Below are 22225 nucleotides of genomic sequence, written 5' to 3'. Positions count from 1 at the left end.
GTGAAAAAGGATTGGAAGATGCTAGCGGAAAACGTAATCAAAGGATATAAAGTAACAGCGGAAGAAGCACTTGCTATTGTACAAGCACCTGAAAACGAGGTTTTAGAGATTTTGAATGCAGCTTTCCTTATTCGTCAGCACTATTATGGAAAAAAGGTTAAGTTGAATATGATCATTAATACGAAGTCAGGTCTATGTCCTGAAGATTGTGGCTATTGTTCGCAGTCAATCGTGTCGGAAGCTCCTATCGATAAATATGCTTGGCTGACCAAAGAGAAGATTGTTGAAGGTGCTCAAGAATCAATTCGTCGCAAAGCTGGCACGTATTGTATCGTTGCTTCTGGCCGTCGTCCAACCAATAGGGAAATTGATCATGTCATTGAAGCCGTGAAAGAAATTCGTGAGACAACGGATCTTAAAATATGCTGCTGTCTAGGTTTCTTAAATGAAACGCATGCCAGTAAGCTAGCTGAAGCTGGGGTTCATCGCTACAATCACAACTTAAATACATCTCAAGATAATTATAAGAATATTACATCCACACATACTTATGAGGACCGTGTAGATACAGTCGAAGCTGTAAAAGAGGCCGGAATGTCTCCATGCTCGGGTGCCATTTTTGGTATGAATGAGTCTAATGAAGAAGCAGTAGAGATTGCCCTATCCCTACGTAGTCTTGACGCGGATTCTATTCCTTGTAATTTCCTCAATGCGATTGACGGTACACCACTTGAGGGAACTTCCGAGTTGACTCCAACTAAATGTTTGAAATTAATTTCGATGATGAGATTTGTTAATCCAAGTAAGGAAATCCGTCTTGCTGGAGGTCGTGAGGTGAACCTCCGTTCCATGCAACCCATGGCACTTTATGCAGCCAATTCTATCTTCGTCGGCGATTATCTAACAACAGCTGGACAAGAACCTACGGCGGATTGGGGCATTATCGAAGACCTTGGTTTTGAAATTGAAGAATGCGCTCTTTAACATAGTAAAAAAACTGCATATTAAACAGGAAGGCTGCTGAATCAGTAGCCTTCCTGTTTAATATGTCTCGTAAATGATAGAGCCTGTCTGGGAAATATCATAATCACCTAAAGCTTTGATTTCAGCTTGAAATGGATTTGATGATAAAATTCGCTTAACAATGTTTATAAGCTGTTCGTTTTTCGGAGATTTTAAAATAACAAGGTCATAACGCTCTGTAATTAATGGAACAAAGTCGATTCCAACGACTTTTGCAGCTTTTTCAATTCCCACACCTACATCCGCTATCCCAGCAGAAACAGCTGAAGCCACACTTAAGTGATTGGTCTCTTCGTTATCATATCCCTTAAGATTTTTTGAAGGGATTTTGTGAATCCTTAGCTGCTCATCAAGAAGAATTCGAGCTCCTGATCCTCTTTCTCGATTGATGATGGCCAAGTCTTTTTGTTTTAAATCAGTCCAATTTGTGAGGTCTAAAGGATTTCCTTTTTTAACATATAAACCTGCTTTCCTTGAAACCAGATTAAGTAAAATATAAGGATAGCCTACCAAAATCTTTTTTATATAAGGAAGATTATATTCCCCAGTATCTCCATCAAACATATGTAAACTAACGATGTCGGAATCCCCATTGTACATGGATATAAGCCCGCTTAGACTTCCTTTGTTAGAGCGTAATGTTTTATAGCTGGAGTCCTTTTCAATGTGCTGCCCTAGTATATCTAACACCATATCTTGCCCGCTAATGACAAGGTTAAGAGAATCCTTCACATCGTTTTTATAGGGTTCGGCAACAGGAACTGGGGATGTACTAGACTTATTGTTATTAATATACATCTCCAAGTCTTTTGCATCCATTCTCATCTGTCTTCCCACACGGAATACAGGCAGTTCCCCTTTTTTAACAAGATCATAAATCGTCAATTTAGATACCTTTAAAAGCTGTGACACTTCCTCGATCGTATAGGAAAGCTCTTTTGACATGTGCATCCCTCCATTCTTTATTGTAGCTTAGAGTCCTTTGAAAAGTAAATTCACAGCAAAAAAAGGCATTGATTAAAACCTTTTATCTGCTTTATACTAGTTATAATTAGATATAACTAGTTATAACTAGTCAGAAAGGGAGAGAGACTTTGAAAAAAATATATCTTATGATTTTCTCGATTATGCTACTTGTGATAGTTGGCACAGGCTGTTCAAGTGATAAAGAAAAAGGCAAAGAAAAGCAGACGCAACAAGCTGACAAGAAAGTAGAATTGACGATGTCAGCAGCCGTGAGTTTACAAGCTGCCTTAAATGACATTAAAACTGCTTTTGAAAAAGAAAATCCAAATGTGACAATAAACTATAACTTAGGAGCTTCTGGGGCTCTTCAACAACAAATTTCACAAGGAGCACCTGTGGATCTGTTTTTCTCTGCTGCAGAAGATAAATTTGAAAAATTAGTAGCTGAAGACCTAATTGAAGAGAAAAATGGAATCGACTTAGTAGGAAATGAACTGGTGCTGGTGGTCCCAAAGGAATCGGATAAAGAAATCAAGACAATAAATGACATCACAAAGGCTACCAAAATTTCCATTGGTACCCCTGAGTCAGTACCAGCAGGACAATATGCTAAGCAAACATTAGAAAACCTAAACCTTTGGAAAGAGATTGAAGGTAAATTGGTATATGCCAAGGACGTTAGCCAAGTGCTTACATACGTAGAAACAGGAAATGTAGACGCAGGACTAGTTTATAAAACAGATGCCTTAAACTCTGAAAAAGTTGATATCGTCGCAACAGCTAAGGAAGATTTACACGACCCGATTATCTATCCATTAGGCATGATTAAGGATAGTTCTCATCCAAAAGAAGCGCAGCTATTTTACGACTATCTTCAAAGCGAAGATTCTATCAAGGTTTTTGAAAAATATGGATTTGAAGATTTGAATTAATGCCGCAGTTTTGTAAAATAAAGATAAATTTCATTCTATAACAAAGGCCACCAATTTGGTGGCCTTTTCTTTTGTGCACCCGGCATGTGCAATCAACCATGAAGGGTGTATAAAGTAAATGATTGTACTCTTTCCACGAGGTCTATAACCTGTTCAGTGATGGACAGCTGAATTATCAGAACTTGACCTACCTCTACTCTACAACTTTGCTCTCATCTCTTTTGGTTTTGGTCAAATAGACGACCAAGCCCAAGATTATAACGAGGAAGACCAAACTGGTTCCTGTCGTACCTAGACCAAGGCCACCCTTATTACGAGGCTGTGACAGATAGTCGCCAAGAGAGGCGCCAAGAGGGCGAGTCAAGATGTAGGCGATCCAGAAGGAAAGCACTGCATTTAGTTTGAAACCGTAGTGGGCGATGGTCACCACCCCAATCAATGCCGCGAACATAAGTGCGGACTTCCAATAGCCCATGTTGAGCCCTTCTGCTATGAGGTCACCAGCTGCCGTACCCAAGGCGAAGGTGAACAAGATGGCCAACCAGTAGAATGCTTCTCGTTTGGTCGTGTAGATAGAATGAATGGACAGTGTCTTCTCACTCGAGTACCAAGCCGCAAACGTCGCAAGCATCGCAACTGTAAAGATGATAGTTGTCGTCACCAGACTGACTCCGAGATTGTCCACGAGGTTGTCGGTAATCAGCGTGCCTACAACGCTAATCATCACTACCGTGAACCAGTAAACCCTTGGCACATACTTACTCGCTTTGAATTGGAAGAAAAGCGTTATGATCAAAAGGACAGCCATGATTAAGGTCGTGTTGGTCAATCCCAATTTCAGATTTCCGATCAGGAAGTCTGCAGCCGTCTCACCCACAGTTGTTGCCATTATTTTAATGATCCAGAAGTAAATGGTGACTTCCGGAACCTTGTTCAACATCTGCCGCCCTATGGATGGGCTTTTTGTATCATTCATTTATGAATCCTCCTTATCCTCTCTTGGTTTATTTCGTTTTCGATAAAACCTTATTGGCTGGTTCTATTGTTCCCTAGATTCACTATATCGAGTCAACCTTAACGCAACTTGAAAAAAGGATTAAAAATCAATTAAAAAGCGAAATTAAAAGCAAAATAATGCTAAATTGTAGAAAGAGCATTTCAATAATTGATGGATGCGAGTAAAATGCAGGAATTTGGAGCAAATATAGAAGGGTATTGAATTATAAGTGGACGACAATTTTCTGTATTTAGGATGGAACTAATGTTCCTAGCTAAATTCGATAAATACATGTGGATGTGGCTTACTTTCCATATTGCACTCAAGTAGGAGGGTTTTAAATGAAACAGCGTATTTTGGTTGTAGAAGATGAAGTCCAGATAGCAACGATATTAAAGATAGAACTCGAGTACGAAGGGTATGAAGTGATTGTGGCCCATACTGGTAAGGCGGGGTTGGAAGCGGCATTACAGGAAAAATTAGATTTAATACTTTTAGATGTTATGTTACCTGAGATGAATGGTATTGAAGTTTTAAGAAGAATACGAAATGAGAACACCTTACTGCCAATCATCCTATTAACAGCTCGTAATATTACGATGGATAAGGTGACGGGACTAGATCAGGGAGCCAATGACTATATAACGAAGCCTTTTGAAATCGAGGAGTTATTGGCAAGAATACGTTCTTGTATTCGTCAGAATTCAATAGCTGCCAAAGCTTCAAAAGAAGAGGAATCGATCTTATCAATTAAGGATCTATTCATTAATCTCGATACAAGGGAGGTTAACAGGGGCGATTTTTCTATCGCGCTAACCCCGAAGGAATTTGATCTGCTCGTTTATTTACTATCCAATAAAAATAAAATAGTGACACGAGAAAATATCCTGATTAATGTATGGGGTTATGAGTATGAAGGGGAAACCAATGTAATCGATGTGTATATCCGTCATTTAAGAAAGAAAACAGAAGAAGGTTTTTCTGATCCGACGATTATTCAGACGGTAAGAGGAATTGGCTATACAGTAAGGGAGAATTAAGTAATGAAAATTACAACAAAAATTAACCTGATTACGACAGCTTGGATACTCTGTGTGTTGGTTGCAGTCAATGCTGTTGTATTTATTTCTTTTATGAAAATTACTGTAAACATGGAAGAGGATATATTACTTCACAAAGCGCAAAATATTGTTGCTGAAATTCAAATGGATGATTCTCCTCAAGAAATAGAAAAAAAATTAACGACATATTTAACGAATCATTCATTTATACGGATCATTCAACCTGATTCTCAAATTAGTAGCGAAGTATCCAGTGACCCTTATTTGATTACCAAATTTAAAGGAGAATTTTCAAGCGAACAAGAATCGCAAAGAAGTACAATTAGACAAGCGCATAAAGAAGAGCAAATATTAATTGTTAGGGTTCCTATTCTATCCGAAGGTAAAGTTGTTGAAACTTTAGAAATTGGAGATAGATTACTAGGACTGGAATTAGGGAAGGATGTATTACTTTCCATTCTGACATTTTGTACGCTATTAGGGGCGGGGTTATCGTTGCTAGGCGGCAGGTGGTTATCGAATGTAATTATGAAACCTATTTCCAATATGATTAATACGATGGAGGATATTGAACAAAGCGGTATACCAAAAAAAATCATCATCCAACATGAAACAAAGGATGAACTGCAAAAAATGGCTGTTACATTCAATCGGATGATGGGCAGATTGGATGCAAATTTGGATAAACAGAAGCAATTTATTTCGGATGCTTCTCATGAAATAAAGACCCCGCTTACGATTATAAAAAGTTATGCTGATCTACTGCGAAGACGTCGTATACAAAACGAAGAGAAAGCACTTGATGTTATAGATGTAATTCATTCAGAGGCAACCCGTATACAGAAAATGACGGAAAGGCTGCTAGAATTAGCCGATACAGAATTGGAAAATACTTTAGATTATAAATCCTTGAATGTAATAACTTTATGTCAGAACGTGTTTAATCAATTCAAAGAAGTCTATGATCGGGAAATAGATTTTCATTATCAAGAAGATTCCATTATGGTTATAGCAGATGAATTGAAGATAAAACAGGTGATCATTATCATTTTAGATAACGCAATCAAATATAGTACAGACAAAATTGATGTGTATGTAAAGGATCAGTTAGACTCTACGGTCATTAAGGTAAAAGATTATGGGATTGGAATACCTGAGAATGAAATAGAAAATATCTTCGAACGTTTTTACCGGGTGGATAAGGCTAGAAGCCGGGAGACAGGTGGAACAGGGCTAGGTTTGTCGATAGCCAAAAATATAATGAATCAACATAATGGGGAAATTAAAGTGGTTAGTACTGATGGAAAAGGAACAGAGGTGGTATTGTCCTTACCCAAAAGGTAATCTGCTTCTTGCTAAATTCAGACTTGAATGGATGAAGTGCAAGATAATTTGCCGCTAAATACAAGAATGAGGTGTTCTGTGAGTAACACTAATATGATGATTAGCTTGAGTATCTTATTATTGCTATTTCTCGTTTATACGATTGTCCCAACGGTATTTATTCGTGTATCCGGACTGGGCATAACCAAAAATATCAAGAGGAATAATAGAATAGCCTTAACTTTTGATGATGGACCTAACCCTGAATATACGACACAATTGCTTGACCTTTTAAAAAGGTATAAGATAAAGGGTTCGTTTTTTGTTGTGGGCAGTAAAGTGAAAAACAACCCTGATATCATTAAACGAATGCATGAAGAAGGACATACAATTGGAATCCATCATTTTGATCATATTTCAAGCTGGGTCCTTTCGCCATTTCATTTAAGGAAACAGTTAGATATGACTGAAAAGGCCATAATGGAATGTACCCATGAAAAAGTCACTTTTTACAGACCTCCATGGGGCCATTTTAATATGTTTACGCAAATAGCCAGTAAGAAATATCAAGTGATTATGTGGTCAGACATTTTCGGAGATTGGAAAGTGGAAACATGCAAAAATGACCTACTTGATCAATTGCGAAAAACGTCAACAGAAGGTTCCATTCTCCTGCTCCATGACTGTGGGGAAACCTTGGGGGCGGATAAAGAAGCACCTCGATATATGATTGAAGCCTTGGAAGTTTACCTACAAGAAACAATAAAAAAGGGAACACAATTTATTACATTAAAAGACTTATAAACTGATTCGAGGGGATTTTATGAATATAGATAGTATCTTACATTTTATTGACTTATATGGCTATCTTATCATTTTTCTTTTTTTATTCATGGGCATTGTGGGAATTCCCGCCCCAGAAGAATCTCTTCTATTTCTAATCGGAGTCTTGATTGGACAAAATAAGCTCTCTTTTGGTTTAGCTACGCTGAGTGCATTTCTTGGAGCCTTTATAGGGATGCTTATCGCCTATGTATGTGGGAAATACGTTGGGTATCATTTTATAAATAAATTTGGAAAATACGTGGGCATTACAAATGATCGCTGGGAGAAAGTACAGGGAAAGTATATGAAAAATGTCCAAAAAACAATTGTATTTGGATTTTATCTACCAGGAATAAGACAAATTAGTCCGTATTTTGCAGGAATCAATCATATCCCCTTCTGTAAATTTCTCCTCTTTTCCCTGCTAGGCACTGTTCTCTGGACTGTCCCTTTTATAGTGGCAGGGTATTATTTGGGCAATGCCTTTCATATAAATCCGGAATATGTTCCACTTTTAGGTGTCGTATTCATAGTTTTTTTATTGATGTACGTTTCTATCAATTATATGAAAAAGAAAAAAAAGAATGCCCAAAAATAGGCCCACTTCATAAGGATGATTCCCGTCCCGATTGGAATAACCAGTTTCTACAATTGGTTTTCTAATCGGGCTATTAAGTTTAGAGATGGGGACTTAAGATACCTTGAACGTATCATTAAAAATTGATTAAAAAGAAAGTTTTTAACAAAATCAGTGATATATTGTAAGAGGAAAAAAGCTCTTGAACATGCAAATAGTCTTTTTTCTTAGTATGTAATCATCGTATTAAAAGAATGATTTCTATAGGAGATGACATATATGAAGAAGATTTTGTTTTTACCTCTCTTTCGCATGCAGTCAGGACATCATCAAGTTGCAGAGGCCTTAATGGATATGTTAAAAAAACATACAAGCGGAGTTACTTTGAAAAAAGTGGATCTGTTAAGTTATACAAGTAACTCTTTAGAAAAAATGATAACAACTGGTTATTTGAAATGGATCCGTTATGCACCTGAAACCTATAATCTCGCCTATAAAAACCTTTTTTACGTTTCCTTGCCGAAGGAACGTTCCTTTAAATGGTATCAACATATATTCTTGAAGAAAATGGAACAATTGATAGCGGAGGAAAAGCCAGATTTAATTGTGTGTACACACGGGTTCCCTTCCTATCTCTTAAGCCAGTTGAAAATAAAAGGGAAATGCAATATCCCAATTATCAACGTGTATACGGATTTCTTTATTAATAATGTGTGGGGAAGCAAGGGGATTGATTTTCATTTTCTTCCTACCCAGGAATTGAAAGAAAAGCTAATAATCAAGAATCAAATACCGAAACATAGTATGATGGTAACTGGTATTCCTGTGCATGAGGAAATCACTAAAAGAGCCCGTGGATTAAAAAACGCAGATCGCCCCAAAATTTTAATTTCAGGAGGAAACAGTGGTCTGGGTGGGATATTGAATTTAGAAGATGAGTTAAAGAAATCAACCGACTGTGATTATTTTGTACTTTGTGGTAACAACAAAAAGCTATATGATGCAATCGATACGTGGAATTTAGCTCATATTAACCCATTACCTTATATCTCATCAAGGTCAGAAATGAACAAACTTTATGAAGAAGTGGACGCAATCGTAACGAAACCCGGCGGTGTCACCATTAGTGAAGCACTTCGAAAAAGGCTACCGATTTTTGTTCATTCAATGCTTCCAGGACAGGAGGAAATTAATCTACAGTATTTAAAAGACCATAAACTTGTATTTGAACTCAATCACAATTTATCATTTGAAAAACAAATACTCAGTATATTAAAGGACCATAAAAAAATGGATCAGTGGGATATATCCATCGAATCTTATCAAAGGGAAATAGAGTTGGAAAAACCTGAGAGAATGGTGGAAGTAATGAAATTGATCCTTAATCTTAAACAAGCAAGTAAGCCGTCATACCTAACCAATCAGTCAAAAGTTATTTATAGCTAGGGATAATTCAGTTCAAGTAACATGATGTTAAAATTATCTGTTCTGTATTTGATGAATCGACGGGAAGATTCGTTTAATCAGCAGCAATTTGTAGTGGGCGCCATTGGGTGATCGACAAGGGGAATTATCAACAACGGTCGAGATTTTTTTAAGAGAATAAAGCTGAAAATGAAAGAGGGAAGCTGATTTATGAACGACTTTATCCAATCTATTCTACTTACACTTATGGATTATGGGTACCTTGGAATTACCCTCGGTCTTATGATTGAAATCATTCCAAGTGAAATTGTATTATCTTATGGAGGCTTTTTAGTATCCCAAGGAAACATCAGTTTTGTAGGGGCGGTTATTGCCGGAACAATTGGTGGAACCATCGCTCAGATCTTTGTTTATTTAATCGGATATTATGGTGGAAGACCATTTTTAGAACGATACGGAAAGTATATTTTTATACACAAGAAACATATTGAGCTATCGGAATCTTGGTTTACTAAATATGGACCAAGTGTCATTTTTACGGCTCGGTTCATTCCGGTTGTGAGACATGCTATTTCGATACCAGCAGGGATTTCTAAAATGTCTTTAATAAAATTCACGAATTATACGCTACTAGCCGTACTTCCATGGTCTGTGCTTTTTGTATTTCTCGGGATGAAGTTAGGAAGCAATTGGGGACAGATTAATGAGATGGCCAAGCCCTATATCCAGCCAATCGCAGTAGTTGCGGTTCTTATTATTGCAGGAATGTTCATTCGCGGGTACATGAAAAAAAAGAAAAACAAAGCCTTATGAAGTTTATGGATTTAAGGAAGGGTTGTTATGAAACATAATAGGATACTTACAAAAGCCTTTATAACAACAGGAACCGAACCGATAAACGTGAAAAACTTCACAACGAATCATCGATAATGATGGTAATAGCCTTCCAAGGGTTCATTCAATGGAAGCAGTTGGGTTTTATAATATGAATTAATTAAAAAGACCACCAATTTGGTGGTCTTTTTTTATAATTTATGGGGAAATAGATTGGTATTTCTTCCTTTATTTTGAAACTTTATCATCCGTAATCCGTATATAATGTGAACGATAGTAGTGAAAGTGAAAAATCAACAAAGCCACATTTAAGAAAACACCATTTGAAATGGATGGGGTTAACGGTCGTTGTTAGGTTACCTCATAATATTAAGATTCTTTTATTTGTAAATTTGATTAAGGGAAGGAATATAGAAGCAATAGAATACTTATAAATAGTATAGAAAATGTATTAGTAATATTTTTAAATAGGATAAATATTCAAATGGCAATGGAACTACTTAACTAACATGTACTAGCCCTTAGAAAGGATGCTTTCATTCATGGAAATAAGGAAACCAACTGATTATGAACTTCAAAAGGTTTTATCACTTTCGTCACAAGCTGTTTTTGACGGCACATTAGGTGAAGTGAGGCCAACTAATCAAAAAATCAAACAACTTGTTGAACCACTGCTTGCAAAAGGGGGTTATTATGTCATTGCGATAGAAGAAGATCAACTAATGGGGTGGATTCTATTAGGAGCAGGTAAAGATCAGTTTACGGATAAGATGAATGGATTTATTTATGAACTGTTTGTAATAGAAGAATACAGAGGGAAAGGTATTTCTAAGAGATTAATGGAGTCAGCAATTAATTTTCTAAAACAAGATGGGCATTCTGAAGTCCGTCTAAGTGCTTTTGCCCAGAACAAAGCTATTAAGCTCTACGAAAAAATGGGCTTTAACATCAGAACCATTACGATGAGTTTGCCGTTATGACTCTTTCAGTGGATGTTTCGCAATAAAGGAATATGTACTTGGAGGATATCTTAGTTGACTATGGGCTGATAATCCTGATAAAAAAGCAAATTTATTACATAAAAAAGGATAGTAATTAACCGTCCTAAAGCTTTTATCTATTAGTGTTAGACCTATTTACAGGGGGGATAAAAAAAGTGAATGAAGCAATAATTAGTTTTCTTATTATTGTAATGTTGATCATTGCGTTCACATACGGTCTCATAAGACAAATACGGCAAATAGTTAGTATCAGAAAAGGAAATAAATCAGATTATGTTCATTACAAAAGAACAGTAGTTGGAAACTATCTGAGTTGCATTTCATATGCGGGTTTTCTTATTGCCTATATCTTAAATGTACTTCTTGCATCTCGTATTATACCTAATGTATTTTTCACAAGTGATAACACCAGTTTCAGTTGTTTTATTTTTTTTGCCTTACTATTGATCGCGAAATTTGGAATTATTCCTAATGATTCAAAACAGAGAGATTTACAGAATTAATGATGTCAGAGGATGTTCACTATTAATATTCTTGTTATACAAATACGTTATTAAGAAAGAGGAAATATGAAAAAAATTCCGCTAACACTATTAATAATCGGAATATCCATTACCTTTGTCTTAAGCTTTGCCATGCCAGAGTTGGCAGGCAAAGTAAAAAACGATATAAGCTCTATGAAAATCCTATACTCCTACAGCGTTACAAAGTCATTCTTGGAACAAACCGAAGAAACAATCGAAATAGCATCTGTACCTCTGGGTAAAGTAAAGACCCAAGATGTTAATATCCGCACAGATGTTCAGCTTGAAGAAACACCACTGAATATTCAGGGTGTAGTGAAAGAAAACCTAAATAAGCCAGAAGAGTACAAACACGAAGTCACCTTAACTGGCCCCGAAAAAGGGTTTACCCACCGGAAATATTATCTTACCAAAAATTACGATAAAGGAACTTACACAGTTATTCGGACTAATAAAATAACTGGAAAAGAAAATGAGTATGCCGGAACGTACTATGAACCGAGTGCTCAGGATCCTATCATCGCGTGGTCACGTGACAAAAAGTAAAAAAGGTATCATATGACAACTCTTATTACTACGCTTATCCCATTGTTACTATAGATAAAAACGATACTCTAAAACAAGCCCCCCATTCTAGGGGGATATTTTTAATTAATGAACATGATTAACATGAAAGTCGGAGGAAAAATGGAAAAACCAGTTACGATTGAGAATTACAACCCAAATTGGGTTACTGAGTTCGAACATGAAAAAGCGAAGATTAAGGAAGTCCTAAAGGACAAACCTATTTGTGTTGAGCACATTGGGAGTACCTCTGTAAAAGACTTATGCGCAAAACCAATTTTGGATATAATGGCAGGCGTTCAACATTTAGATGAAGTGGACAAGTTTATTGATCCCTTAAAAACAATTGGCTATGAGTTTGTCGCACATAAGGAGTTTCCTGAAAGGCGTTTTTTTAGAAAAGGCCAATGGAGAGCGGGTACACACCATTTACATATTTACAAATTCGGAAGTGAAGAGTGGAATAATCATCTATTATTTAGGGATTATTTAAGCACTCATCCTGATATTCGTAAACAATACCAGCAATTAAAACAAAACTTATCACAAAAGCATCATTTAGATAGAGTGGGATATACTCAAGCAAAAGCCCCATTTATCCGATATGTCATAGAAGAAGCAAAAAAAAAGATAAATAGTATGTGATTAAAAGGGGTATATCATTTCAATCTTTTTAGTGACCATTTTAGGCTCACTTCTCCTTAATGATGGGACCAATTAATTGGAGGGATGGTCGTAGATTGTTTTTTTAGAGGTTATATTCACTTAACAAGATCAGTATAAAACTTGAACTGTCAAAGTCTATGAAGTAAAAGCTGCATATGAAGAGTACTGAAAGAAAAATCAAATCTAATAGACGTTCGTTTTTCGGTTTTTACATGATCTCTATTTTTCCATGGCAGATGTAACGGCAGTGTATAAACTGCCGTTTTTGTGTGTGAAATCTTAGGGTAATAGCCTTTTAGCATGAACTTCGAACAATAAGTTCCGGGGCAAACCGATATGTAATGAACGGAGCCTGAACAGGATTAGTTATCCGGTCCAATAATAATTCTGCTACTTTGATTCCCATTTGTTGTATAGGTTGTCCAATTGTCGTGATAGAAGGTTCATAAAATTCCGAATAGGCGACATCATCAATACTGATAATGGCTACTTCATTAGGAATCGAGACTTTTTTCTTTTTCAAATAGCTAAGGATTTCACGGAGCACTAAATCATTTCCTGCTACTATGGCTGTTGGAGGCTTTTCTGTATCGAATATTTGGGCCAATTTTTCTTGAATTTGGTTTCTGGGTAAAGAATAGATATCATCTTCTCTGACTTCAAAATCATAAGATGCCATTGCTTTTTTAAATCCTTCGATTCTCTCCAACCTTGGCGTGATAGGGATATCAATCGGTAAGGTTAAAAACGCGATATTTTCGTGTCCTTTTTCAGCTAGCATGGATACCGCTAAAAAGATTGCAGCGTGATTGTCTAAAAGGACGGAATCAGATGTCACGCCATCAACTAACCGATCAACGAATACCATAGGAATCGAATGATCGATTAGATAATTATAGACTTTAAAATCATTTCCTACTGGAAAAATAATGATTCCATCTACTTGCGTAGAAACCAGCAAATCAAGGTATTCTTTTTCTTTCTCTGGATCATCAGCAGAATCACAAATGAATACCTTCATGCCGTGCTGCCGAAACTGTTCTTCCACGGTACGAATAATTTCGGTGGACAAAGTATGTAAAATATTAGCTACGAGAATGCCTATGACTTTTGTTTTTTTTACTTTTAAATTTCTAGCATTATCATTGGGACGAAAGTCAAGTTCTTGGATGACTTGCTCAATTCTGTCTTTGGTTTCAGCACTCATATAACGAAAACGTTGGTTGATATATTGAGAAACCGTACTTTTGGAAACACCGGCCTTCTCCGCAACATCTGATATAGTAGTTTTCTTTTTTTTATTCATGGCGTTCTCCTAGAGGATATTATTTCTTGAAAATTGATACCTTCATCATAACAAAGGAGCATAATGATTCCAACGCCATTCTTTAACATGAAAATGGACATGGATCTATTTTGTTATACACTGGATTTAAGAAACACCCTTAGCGCTTTTGATGCACAAAAGCATAGTAAGCTAAATCAAAGTTTGGCTGCGGAATTTCCATCGATGATAATATAAACGGTAAAAATGATTTAATAAAAGAGATAGATAAAAAAGCAAAAGTTGGGTGAAATCTATAAATAAGTAGGTGGATCAATTATGTTAATAAAGTGGATAAAATGCCAAGTGAATGAGAAAAACAAGAGTTCATTTTCTAACGCACAAGAGGGTTGGGGAGAATTGAAACAGGTAGATGGTTTTATAGGCCAAATCGGGGGATGGGATAAAAACAATCCGTTTGAAGCAGGCATTATTTCTTTCTGGAGAGATGATCGTTCTTACCAAGCATTCATGGAGCAACAGCATGATGAAATTTTCGAGAAGAGTAACCAAAGAAATACTTATTCCAATATCTCTGTTCATATTTACGAGAAAATGTTTAATATAAGCACAACAGACATGACAGATTTTTTAAGTAAGGGAAGTCTTCTTCGAGTGGCAGATTGTTTTGTAGAAACAAATAAACAACTTGAGTTTAAGCACATGCAAAAAGAAGTATGGAACAAAGGGATGAAGGCTTCACCAGGAATGCTTGCTGGAGTATTTGCTGAAAAGAAAAATGGAAGATATCTGGTCGCTTCATTATGGGAAAATGATCGTTCACATCAATGGTATGTGGATAATAAATTGCCTGCCTTAATTCAAAGTTCTGGAGTCAAGGACCCTGCAATAAGAATTACAGGAAGTTTAATAAAAGTTAATCCAAAATGGATCGTTTTTTGAATGATCGGGATGTTTCCTTAAATCCAAAGTAGGTTCAGGTTGAATCTAAGTTGTCCATAAACAATGGCTATTGTTCAACAAGCTTTACGAAGTTTACGAGATGAAACAGATAAACGGGGTTTAGCTCAAGTATAAAAAAGTATCCCATCATATTAAATCCCGACTTTATCTTTGAAAGAAAGAGATAGAATCGGGATTTGTTTTTATTAGATGTTTTAAAACTTATTTGGGAATTGCTTGATAATCCCTTCTGTTAGGGTGTCTGCCAATTTAATAATATGATCTTCACCTTTATCAAAAGCAGAAATTTCCGCATCTGTATCCTTTTTAATTCTTGATACAACTTGGTCTGTTAGCAATTTTAAATGTGTATATAGCAATTCCTTTAATTCATCATTGCTCCAATTTGGATTGGCTTTACTAAGAAAAAGAGCAATATCATCAGCATTTTTATACCATTCAGTATTATCCTTTTTCAGATCATCCTGGTTTCCACTTTTTGCTGCATCCACTACTTTTCCTGCAAGAACGATGTGCTCCCTCAACAGTTCAGCTAGTTTGTTGCCAGCTGCATCACCATAATAAGGTTTGATTGCATTTCCTATATCATCCTGATTTTTTAATAACCTAGTCAGTACCTTTTCTTTGTCATCCAAATCTGATAAGGCACTTACCATATAGCTTCTTGTCCATATAGTATGGTCGATCCAAAGTTTCTGTAAAGTATGTTTTAGCTGTTCCGATGATTTACTAATACATTGTCTTTGTTGAGCCCCTTTTCCTTTTGCCTCAGTAGTTAGAGGAGAAAAAATCAAAGCAAAAGACATAAACAAGATCATTAACGTTAAAAATCGTTTTTTGATAAAAACCATCCCCTTTATAGAAATTTACATGCTCTATTATTATTTGATTAATTTACAGATTTTACTCTATAAGAGACTTAACAGAAAAATGAGCAAAAAAATTATCGCCGACTTTACGATGATCACCAATAAGCTACTAAAACCTCGACTGCATTACGCAATCGGTTTTTTTAATATGTGGAAATTCTATATTGACAGTGAAGGTGTATTACGAGTATAGTACATCTATGAGGTGTATGAACTACTTAATACATACACTTGTTATTCAATTTCAAATCAGAGTTTTTTCCTAAATAAATAGGGGGTGGTTTTATGAACGTTAATACCCGAGAACCGGTATATTTGCAAGTTGTGAGACATTTTAAAGAACAAATTGCCATTGGTAAATTCGTAGCGGGACAGGAAATTCCTTCCCGAAGAGAATTGGCTGCTTCACTGAACATTAATCCTAATACAGCTCAAAAAGCGTATAAAGAAATGGAGGAACAGGGTTTGATTCATACAGAAAGAAATTTTCCTAGTCAAATCACAACAAATGAAACGATTTTACAGGCTGTTAGACAGGAGCTAATTCTGGCAGCTGTTGATTCTTTTGTCGATGCTATTCGACCCATTAATGTGCCAGTTGATGAGCTGCTTCAAGTGGTTAAAGAAAAATATTCGGAAGAAATAAGGGAGGGGGAAGAAAAATGATAGAAGTAAAACAAATCTCTAAGAAATACGGACGGAAGACAATCTTAGATGGTGTTTCGTTTACTGCTAATAAAGGTGAAGTCACTTGTCTGATCGGGATAAATGGTGTCGGAAAAACGACTACGCTCAAAGCCATTATGGGATTGACGCCTTATAAAGGTGAAATCCTGATTGATGATCAAAAAATGACAAATAACAGTTATGAAAAAATCACGTTTATTCCAGACGCACCTACCATGCTTCCGTCAATGACGGTTAAACAGGCAATGGTTTTCATGGAAGATTTCTACACATCTTGGAATCCGCAAAGAGCTAACCAATTAATGGGATTCTTCAAACTTAAAGAGGAGACCCCCATTTCGGAATTGTCAAAAGGGAACACAGCTAAGCTTAACCTAATGCTGGGTCTGTCCCTTGACGTGGATTATGTACTGATGGACGAACCATTTTCAGGCATCGATATGTTTAGCCGCGAGCAAATTGCCGATGTTTTTGCAAGCCACCTTATTGAAGACAGAGGTGTCATCATCACGACCCATGAAATCGGTGATATTGAACATTTAATCGATAAGGTCATTTTATTGGATAACGGTAAAGTACTAAAGGAGTTCAATACAGAAGAAATGCGTGAGGATGAAGGGAAATCAGTTGTTGATGTAATGAGAGAGGTGTATCAATCATGATGAGATATATAAAACTAGTGAATTTTGAAATCAATCGTTTTAGTAAAATATATATTTCTTTATTGTTGATAACATTGGTGTCGCAGTTAGTTGGAGTGATCATTGGAACAAAGAGTTTTCTTAATCGAGCCCTTGATATCATGTTGGAAGAAAAAATATCAGAAGCCGCCTATGTTACTAATTATGGTGGTATTGATTTTACCCAAATTGCTAATTCTCTCTGGTTCCAAGGACCGATCGCGTTGAGTGCAGTTGCTCTTGTTTTTTACATTTTTCTGATTTGGTATCGTGATTGGTTTGGAAAGAATACCTTCATTTATCGCCTATTGATGTTACCGACATCGAGATTGTCAATTTACCTTTCTAAAGCTACGGCCATCTTCTTGATGGTGTTAGGGTTGATTGCTTTGCAGATTATCATTTTACCCATGGAAAATGCCCTATTTAATTCATACGTACCTGAATCGCTCTTGAATACGGAAATGTCAACTTCTTCCATAGTTAAAATGAATAGTGTCTTGAATTTGGTTATCCCAAGCACCTTCACGCAATTCCTGCTTTCCTATGGCATTGGTCTTATGGCCATGTCGATATTATTCACAGCGATCATGTTTGAAAGGAGTTTCCGCATAAAAGGTATCATTTTGGGTTTGGTGTTTACCGGAATCGCCGCTGCGTTGTTTTTAGCTCCTGTTTTCATAATGGCAAGTGAAAGTTTCTATTTTTACCCTAATGAATTATTCGGCATAATGACTGCTTTAGGAATCATTGTGACAGGACTATCGATTTGGCTTGGTTCCTGGTTATTGAAAAATCGCGTTACCGTATAACAACAACTATTAAAGGAGAGTGAATAAGGTGAAACGTTATATCTGCAGCATCATTATTGTAATGGTTGTCATTTTAAGCATCGGGACCTATTATGTCAAAGTAGCTTCCTCCGCTTCAGACCTTCCGAAGTATACGTTTAAAACGCTTGAAGGCAGTGATAAAGAGCTTGATCCAGTTATTATTAATGGTACACATCAAGGGAATCCCATATATGAACCATTAACGATTGAATCCAATCAAACCACATATAGCAGCGAAAAGTCTTACTTTGAAAACTTTTCTGGAATAATAGATCTCGAAATGGAAAAATTAACAAAAGAATATCGTTCATTTATGCGTGGTAAGGATTCCATCGATTCTTTTTATGAAGACGATGATTTCCTGGCTTACGCCTCAGTGAATGAAGATTTCACAAAGAGCGGAAAAAAGGAAGCGGAGTTTGATATCGCTTTACTAGAGAAGAAAAGCGAGGATGAAACTTCTTTCAATATTGAACTTCCCGATCAAGAGAGAATAATGAATACTAGTATCCGGGATGTGCAATTGATCCATTCAAAACTACAGGTTTTAACGACTAATGATGTGAATTCAAACGATGAAAAGCAAACGAAAGAGGTTCATCTCTATACGATCGATTTAGCTAATAAGAAAGTTTTAAGCGATAAAATCCTTTTATCCGAATCCTTTAAAAACCCGAATCAGGTCGAACTTGAGATACCGATTGATGTTGCACGCATTCAGCCAAACAACATGATTTTAATTTCTTTAGTTAAAGGGATATATCATGAGGATGGTCCCTATGAGGAAAAACCAAATGAAGGCAAACTGTTATCATATAATTATGAAACGGAAAAATTAGAAACGGTTAAATTGCCGAAAAAAGAAACGGACATGGTAAGAGGCGGAAAATTTGATGGAAAAAACCTTTACGTAGTTGATATCAAATCCAATAATTATCACATTAAGACGATTGATCTAAGCAATCAAAAGATAACGAATGACCTTGAGTTAGACCTAGCTGTTCATAAGGATGAACAATACTTCGCCACCATTAAAAATGGGCGTGTATACTTCCTTTTAGGTAACGGAACAAATCAACAGGACAGGGCATACAAACCTGCTCAACTTCATATTGCCGATTTAAAGACTGGAAAGACTTTATATAAAGGTGAAACAGTTATTCAGTCAGCAGATCAAAAGAAAACCAAAAATCATGGTTTTTATATCGAGGAAATAATCGTTCAATAATGACCACTATCACCAGAAGCTGTCTCAAAAACTTTTGAGACAGCTTCTTTTTTTAGTGAAGGACGAATTATTTCTCATGAAGGTCGAATTATCGCTCTGAAGGCCGAATTATCGCTCATGAAGGTCGAATTATCGCTCATGAAGGTCGACGCTCATGAAGGTCGAATTATCGCTCATGAAGGTCGAATTATCCCCAGCAATGGTCGAATTATCCCCAACAACGGACGAACTCCCGTTGTGCAATTAAACTATTTGCTTATCTCAGACTTATTCTTTAGAACGAACTCATGACATAAAAGCATTAAAAAAAGGGATATCCCATTATAGGATATCCCTTTCTAATTTCGATCAAATTGAAGCGATGTTTGCTCTTGCTGCACTTTCATTCTTGCCGTGCAAGAAGTAGTAAAGAAGAGAAGTTGCTATAACCACAACACCTAGGATGACATAAAGTGTACTGTAGCCTGTTAATGGAATGATTAAACCTAGTATATAAGGACCAAATCCAAGTCCAGCATCAAGCATGATAAAGAAGGTTGACGTTGCCATTCCCATACGGTGAGGCGGAGTCATTTTAACGGCGATCGCTTGCGAGCTTGATTGCATATTACCGAATCCAAGTCCAATAAGGAATCCGGCTGCCAATAAAGTGAAACTATTACTTGTTTGACTTAGAAGGAGCAGTCCTGCTCCAAAGATAATAAAGGCCGGATACATAATATAGTTCGATCCTCTCCGGTCCATTAACGGTCCTGAGAAAGGGCGTGATAACAATACTGCTACTGCATAGACTACAAAGAAGAAGCTTGCAGTATTAACTAAGTTGATTTCCATTGCATAGAAACTGATAAAAGAAAGTACGCTTGAGTAACAGAAAGCTAATAATAGAGTAATAAATGAGATGGGCAGTGCCTTTGGCTCAATAAAGTTGGATAGCTTGAATCCCTTACTTTCAGATACTTTGATCGTTCCTTTTAATGCAGGTACATAAAGGAAGAATGCTGTAATCAAACTGATTATCCCTAAAGCAAGGCAAAAACTAAAAATCGTTTGGAAGCTTGCATGTTGTGTCATATAAAGTCCGATGAAAGGACCGATTGCTGTGGCCAGTGTTGCACTCATGCTGTAGTAGCCGATTCCTTCCCCTTTTCGTGTAGCCGGGATAATCTGAGCTACAATCGTTCCTGTCGCTGTGCTGGCCATACCCATTGCTATACCATGAATTAGACGGTTAGCAAGCAGGAAGGTAATGCCGAAATCCACAAAATATAAAAGTGTTGTCAAAGTAAAAAAAATTAGGCCAATGTATAACGTTTTCTTGCGGCCAATCGAATCAATAAAGCGGCCGATGAATAGTCGCCCAATTAAAGTTCCAATAATAAATATCCCAGATATAAGGCCGGCTTGGCTTGTAGAAGCATTTAATTCATTTACTGCATAGATAGCCAATGTCACCATTAATAAATAAAAAATTAATGTTATGAAAAAATTGATGGAGGAAACAATAATAAAATCTTTCGTCCACAATTTTGGTTTGGATTGATTCATTTTATTATCCCCTTACTCTATAATATTATTTCTTATTTCGCTCATAATGCGGATAGCTACGAGCTGTTCTTCTTCAGTGATTCCTTTTAAAATGTCCTGTTCGTATTGGTCAATGGTCACACGGACATCACTATATAACTTTGTTCCAAGCTCTGTAAGCTGCATTCTTTTTTCGCGTCTATCTTTGCTCGGAACATGCTCTACATATCCTAATTCTTCTAAGCGGGTAATGGTCCTGGTAATTGTGGGTTTTTCCACACTCTGATAATTTGCAAGCTCTACAAGCGTTGCAGAACCATAATTGGATAAGTAATGCAAAATTGACCATTGCGCTCTGTGCAAATTATGCTTGTTTAGCTGTAAATTTAGATTATTTTCAAAAGGCCGGTACAGCAGCAATAGTTCTTGAAAGAATTTTTGGTAAGTCTTTATCAGAAACACTCCTTATAATATATAGTTACCAAGAGTAATTGTTACCCTGAGTAACTATAATAACAGAAATTATAGCAGTTTGTCCAGTCGCTTTTAAGGATCAGACATCATAGGTAAGTTCATTAATCAGGTATAGAAGCCACTTCATGAACTCGGCTAGGTTTTTTGCCAGAGTTAAGGGGGAATACACCTAGAGGAGATGATGTGAAGCATGTACAAATCAATGATTGCATTAGTTGCAGCCGTAACAATGCTAACTGCTTGTAACAGTAATGAAACAGATGAAAACAGTAAAGAGGTTACAGAAAAAAGTGAACAGCCCGTGCAAACAGCAGATGAACAAGGAACACAAAATGAATCCGCACAAAACGAAACAACTCCAAGAGCGGATCATGAGAAGTGGTCTTCTTTACCTGAATATGGAAAGATAATCGAGCAAATCGGCAACGAAGATTATAATTTTAATAAGGAAACAGATAATGACAATAAACGCGTTTTTCTTATTGACCTAAAGGGTGAAAAATTATATAAAACCATTTTCGTTAAAAATACCAATCGCCTTAAAATCGTAAAAATAAACGGTGGCGGAGAGATTTTTAATGAGGTCATTAAATAAAAAGTCACTACACTGAGCTGTTTGAAATCACGGAAAAAAGGGCTGTAATGTGAAGTGAACCCAAAAAGTTAGACACTTTATTTAATTAGGCAGCCTTGAGGGCATGAATCCGGTAATCTACCGGGCTCATGCCTTTTAATTTTACCTTGATTCGTTGATGATTGTAGTAATGGATATATTCCTCTAATTCTTGTTTGAAATGCTCCATGCTTTCAAATTCTTGAAGATAGAGTAATTCGGATTTTAATAAGCCAAAGAAGTTTTCAATGACCGCATTATCGAGACAATTTCCTTTGCGGGACATGCTTTGTGTAATGTTATGTCTTTTCAAATCATGAGAGTATTGTTTCATCTGATAATGCCAGC

Annotated in this window: 24 protein-coding genes; 17 read left to right on the top strand and 7 right to left on the bottom strand. The window is 36.4% G+C overall.

Features of this window, described 5'->3' with window-relative positions; genetic code table 11:
- Positions 1-18 precede the first annotated feature (18 nt).
- Positions 19-984 carry a biotin synthase BioB gene (bioB, locus tag AKG34_RS20705; RefSeq protein ID WP_057215436.1) on the top strand — a complete coding sequence of 322 codons (966 nt, stop codon included), beginning with the start codon at positions 19-21 and terminating at the stop codon, positions 982-984.
- Positions 985-1041: 57 nt separating this feature from the next.
- Here the strand turns inward: bioB and AKG34_RS20700 are convergent, their stop codons facing one another.
- Entirely contained in the window at positions 1042-1968 is a 927-nt protein-coding gene (locus AKG34_RS20700) for a substrate-binding domain-containing protein (protein WP_053347848.1), read from the bottom strand.
- A gap of 149 nt (positions 1969-2117) precedes the next feature.
- On the opposite strand from AKG34_RS20700, the gene modA reads away from it, so the two are divergent.
- Positions 2118-2921, top strand: a complete 804-nt coding sequence (gene modA, locus AKG34_RS20695) for a molybdate ABC transporter substrate-binding protein (RefSeq protein WP_053347847.1) — start codon at positions 2118-2120, stop codon at positions 2919-2921.
- Positions 2922-3114: 193 nt separating this feature from the next.
- On the opposite strand, the gene AKG34_RS20690 is transcribed toward modA, so the two are convergent.
- A complete protein-coding gene (locus AKG34_RS20690; protein WP_053347846.1) occupies positions 3115-3897 on the bottom strand; it encodes a COG4705 family protein in 783 nt (260 codons plus the stop codon).
- Between the two features lie 362 nt (positions 3898-4259).
- Between AKG34_RS20690 and AKG34_RS20685 the strand changes: the two genes are divergently transcribed.
- The 9 genes from AKG34_RS20685 (at position 4260) to AKG34_RS20640 (ending at position 12697) form a co-directional block, all read left to right on the top strand.
- Positions 4260-4958, top strand: a complete 699-nt coding sequence (locus AKG34_RS20685) for a response regulator transcription factor (protein WP_053347845.1) — start codon at positions 4260-4262, stop codon at positions 4956-4958.
- 3 nt (positions 4959-4961) lie between these two features.
- Positions 4962-6323 carry a sensor histidine kinase gene (locus AKG34_RS20680; RefSeq protein ID WP_053347844.1) on the top strand — a complete coding sequence of 454 codons (1362 nt, stop codon included), beginning with the start codon at positions 4962-4964 and terminating at the stop codon, positions 6321-6323.
- 78 nt (positions 6324-6401) lie between these two features.
- Positions 6402-7106, top strand: coding sequence for a polysaccharide deacetylase family protein (locus AKG34_RS20675; protein ID WP_236694983.1), 705 nt, complete (start codon positions 6402-6404; stop codon positions 7104-7106).
- A gap of 19 nt (positions 7107-7125) precedes the next feature.
- Complete coding sequence (locus tag AKG34_RS20670; RefSeq protein WP_053347843.1) at positions 7126-7725, top strand: DedA family protein; 600 nt, start codon at positions 7126-7128, stop codon at positions 7723-7725.
- A gap of 258 nt (positions 7726-7983) precedes the next feature.
- Positions 7984-9150, top strand: coding sequence for an MGDG synthase family glycosyltransferase (locus tag AKG34_RS20665; protein ID WP_053347842.1), 1167 nt, complete (start codon positions 7984-7986; stop codon positions 9148-9150).
- A 189-nt stretch (positions 9151-9339) separates the two neighbouring features.
- A complete protein-coding gene (locus AKG34_RS20660) occupies positions 9340-9942 on the top strand; it encodes an undecaprenyl phosphate transporter UptA (RefSeq protein ID WP_053347841.1) in 603 nt (200 codons plus the stop codon).
- 563 nt (positions 9943-10505) lie between these two features.
- Positions 10506-10943 (top strand): GNAT family N-acetyltransferase, encoded by a 438-nt coding sequence (locus tag AKG34_RS20655; protein WP_053347840.1) that lies wholly within the window; start codon positions 10506-10508, stop codon positions 10941-10943.
- Positions 10944-11533: 590 nt separating this feature from the next.
- The gene (locus AKG34_RS20645) at positions 11534-12034 is read left to right on the top strand and encodes a hypothetical protein (protein WP_053347839.1); all 501 of its coding nucleotides are present in this window, start codon (positions 11534-11536) and stop codon (positions 12032-12034) included.
- 141 nt (positions 12035-12175) lie between these two features.
- On the top strand, positions 12176-12697 hold the full coding sequence (locus tag AKG34_RS20640) for a GrpB family protein (protein ID WP_053348182.1): 522 nt from the start codon (positions 12176-12178) through the stop codon (positions 12695-12697).
- A gap of 316 nt (positions 12698-13013) precedes the next feature.
- Here AKG34_RS20640 and AKG34_RS20635 read toward each other — a convergent pair whose 3' ends face one another.
- Positions 13014-14024: a LacI family DNA-binding transcriptional regulator gene (locus AKG34_RS20635; RefSeq protein WP_053347838.1), complete on the bottom strand. Its 1011-nt coding sequence runs from the start codon at positions 14022-14024 to the stop codon at positions 13014-13016.
- A gap of 297 nt (positions 14025-14321) precedes the next feature.
- Between AKG34_RS20635 and AKG34_RS20630 the strand changes: the two genes are divergently transcribed.
- Positions 14322-14945 carry a YdbC family protein gene (locus AKG34_RS20630; protein WP_053347837.1) on the top strand — a complete coding sequence of 208 codons (624 nt, stop codon included), beginning with the start codon at positions 14322-14324 and terminating at the stop codon, positions 14943-14945.
- 215 nt (positions 14946-15160) lie between these two features.
- Here AKG34_RS20630 and AKG34_RS20625 read toward each other — a convergent pair whose 3' ends face one another.
- Positions 15161-15808: a glycosyltransferase gene (locus tag AKG34_RS20625; RefSeq protein WP_180320485.1), complete on the bottom strand. Its 648-nt coding sequence runs from the start codon at positions 15806-15808 to the stop codon at positions 15161-15163.
- Positions 15809-16120: 312 nt separating this feature from the next.
- Here AKG34_RS20625 and AKG34_RS20620 point away from each other — a divergent pair, with 312 nt between their 5' ends.
- The 4 genes from AKG34_RS20620 to AKG34_RS20605 are packed head-to-tail and all read left to right on the top strand — an operon-like array spanning position 16121 to position 19263.
- The gene (locus tag AKG34_RS20620) at positions 16121-16501 is read left to right on the top strand and encodes a GntR family transcriptional regulator (protein WP_053347835.1); all 381 of its coding nucleotides are present in this window, start codon (positions 16121-16123) and stop codon (positions 16499-16501) included.
- Positions 16498-17184 (top strand): ABC transporter ATP-binding protein, encoded by a 687-nt coding sequence (locus AKG34_RS20615; protein ID WP_053347834.1) that lies wholly within the window; start codon positions 16498-16500, stop codon positions 17182-17184. Before AKG34_RS20620 ends, AKG34_RS20615 begins: the two co-directional genes overlap by 4 nt.
- Positions 17181-18014: a hypothetical protein gene (locus AKG34_RS20610; RefSeq protein ID WP_053347833.1), complete on the top strand. Its 834-nt coding sequence runs from the start codon at positions 17181-17183 to the stop codon at positions 18012-18014. The genes AKG34_RS20615 and AKG34_RS20610 overlap by 4 nt, the downstream gene beginning before the upstream one ends.
- Before the next feature lie 28 nt (positions 18015-18042).
- Positions 18043-19263 carry a hypothetical protein gene (locus tag AKG34_RS20605; protein ID WP_053347832.1) on the top strand — a complete coding sequence of 407 codons (1221 nt, stop codon included), beginning with the start codon at positions 18043-18045 and terminating at the stop codon, positions 19261-19263.
- 348 nt (positions 19264-19611) lie between these two features.
- Here AKG34_RS20605 and AKG34_RS20600 read toward each other — a convergent pair whose 3' ends face one another.
- Together AKG34_RS20600 and AKG34_RS20595 are read right to left on the bottom strand one after the other, a co-directional pair.
- The gene (locus AKG34_RS20600; protein ID WP_053347831.1) at positions 19612-20811 is read right to left on the bottom strand and encodes an MFS transporter; all 1200 of its coding nucleotides are present in this window, start codon (positions 20809-20811) and stop codon (positions 19612-19614) included.
- Positions 20812-20823: 12 nt separating this feature from the next.
- On the bottom strand, positions 20824-21252 hold the full coding sequence (locus AKG34_RS20595) for a MarR family winged helix-turn-helix transcriptional regulator (protein WP_407946268.1): 429 nt from the start codon (positions 21250-21252) through the stop codon (positions 20824-20826).
- A gap of 202 nt (positions 21253-21454) precedes the next feature.
- Here AKG34_RS20595 and AKG34_RS20590 point away from each other — a divergent pair, with 202 nt between their 5' ends.
- On the top strand, positions 21455-21859 hold the full coding sequence (locus AKG34_RS20590) for a hypothetical protein (protein ID WP_053347830.1): 405 nt from the start codon (positions 21455-21457) through the stop codon (positions 21857-21859).
- Positions 21860-21944: 85 nt separating this feature from the next.
- Here AKG34_RS20590 and AKG34_RS20585 read toward each other — a convergent pair.
- On the bottom strand, positions 21945-22225 hold a 281-nt coding region (locus AKG34_RS20585; RefSeq protein WP_152952385.1), incomplete at its 5' end, for an IS3 family transposase.

It is taken from the genome of Peribacillus butanolivorans (genome assembly GCF_001273755.1).
Taxonomy (GTDB): Bacteria; Bacillota; Bacilli; order Bacillales; family DSM-1321; genus Peribacillus; species Peribacillus butanolivorans.
Note: the sequence above shows the minus strand (reverse complement) of the source record. Positions and strands in the feature narration are given on the sequence as shown.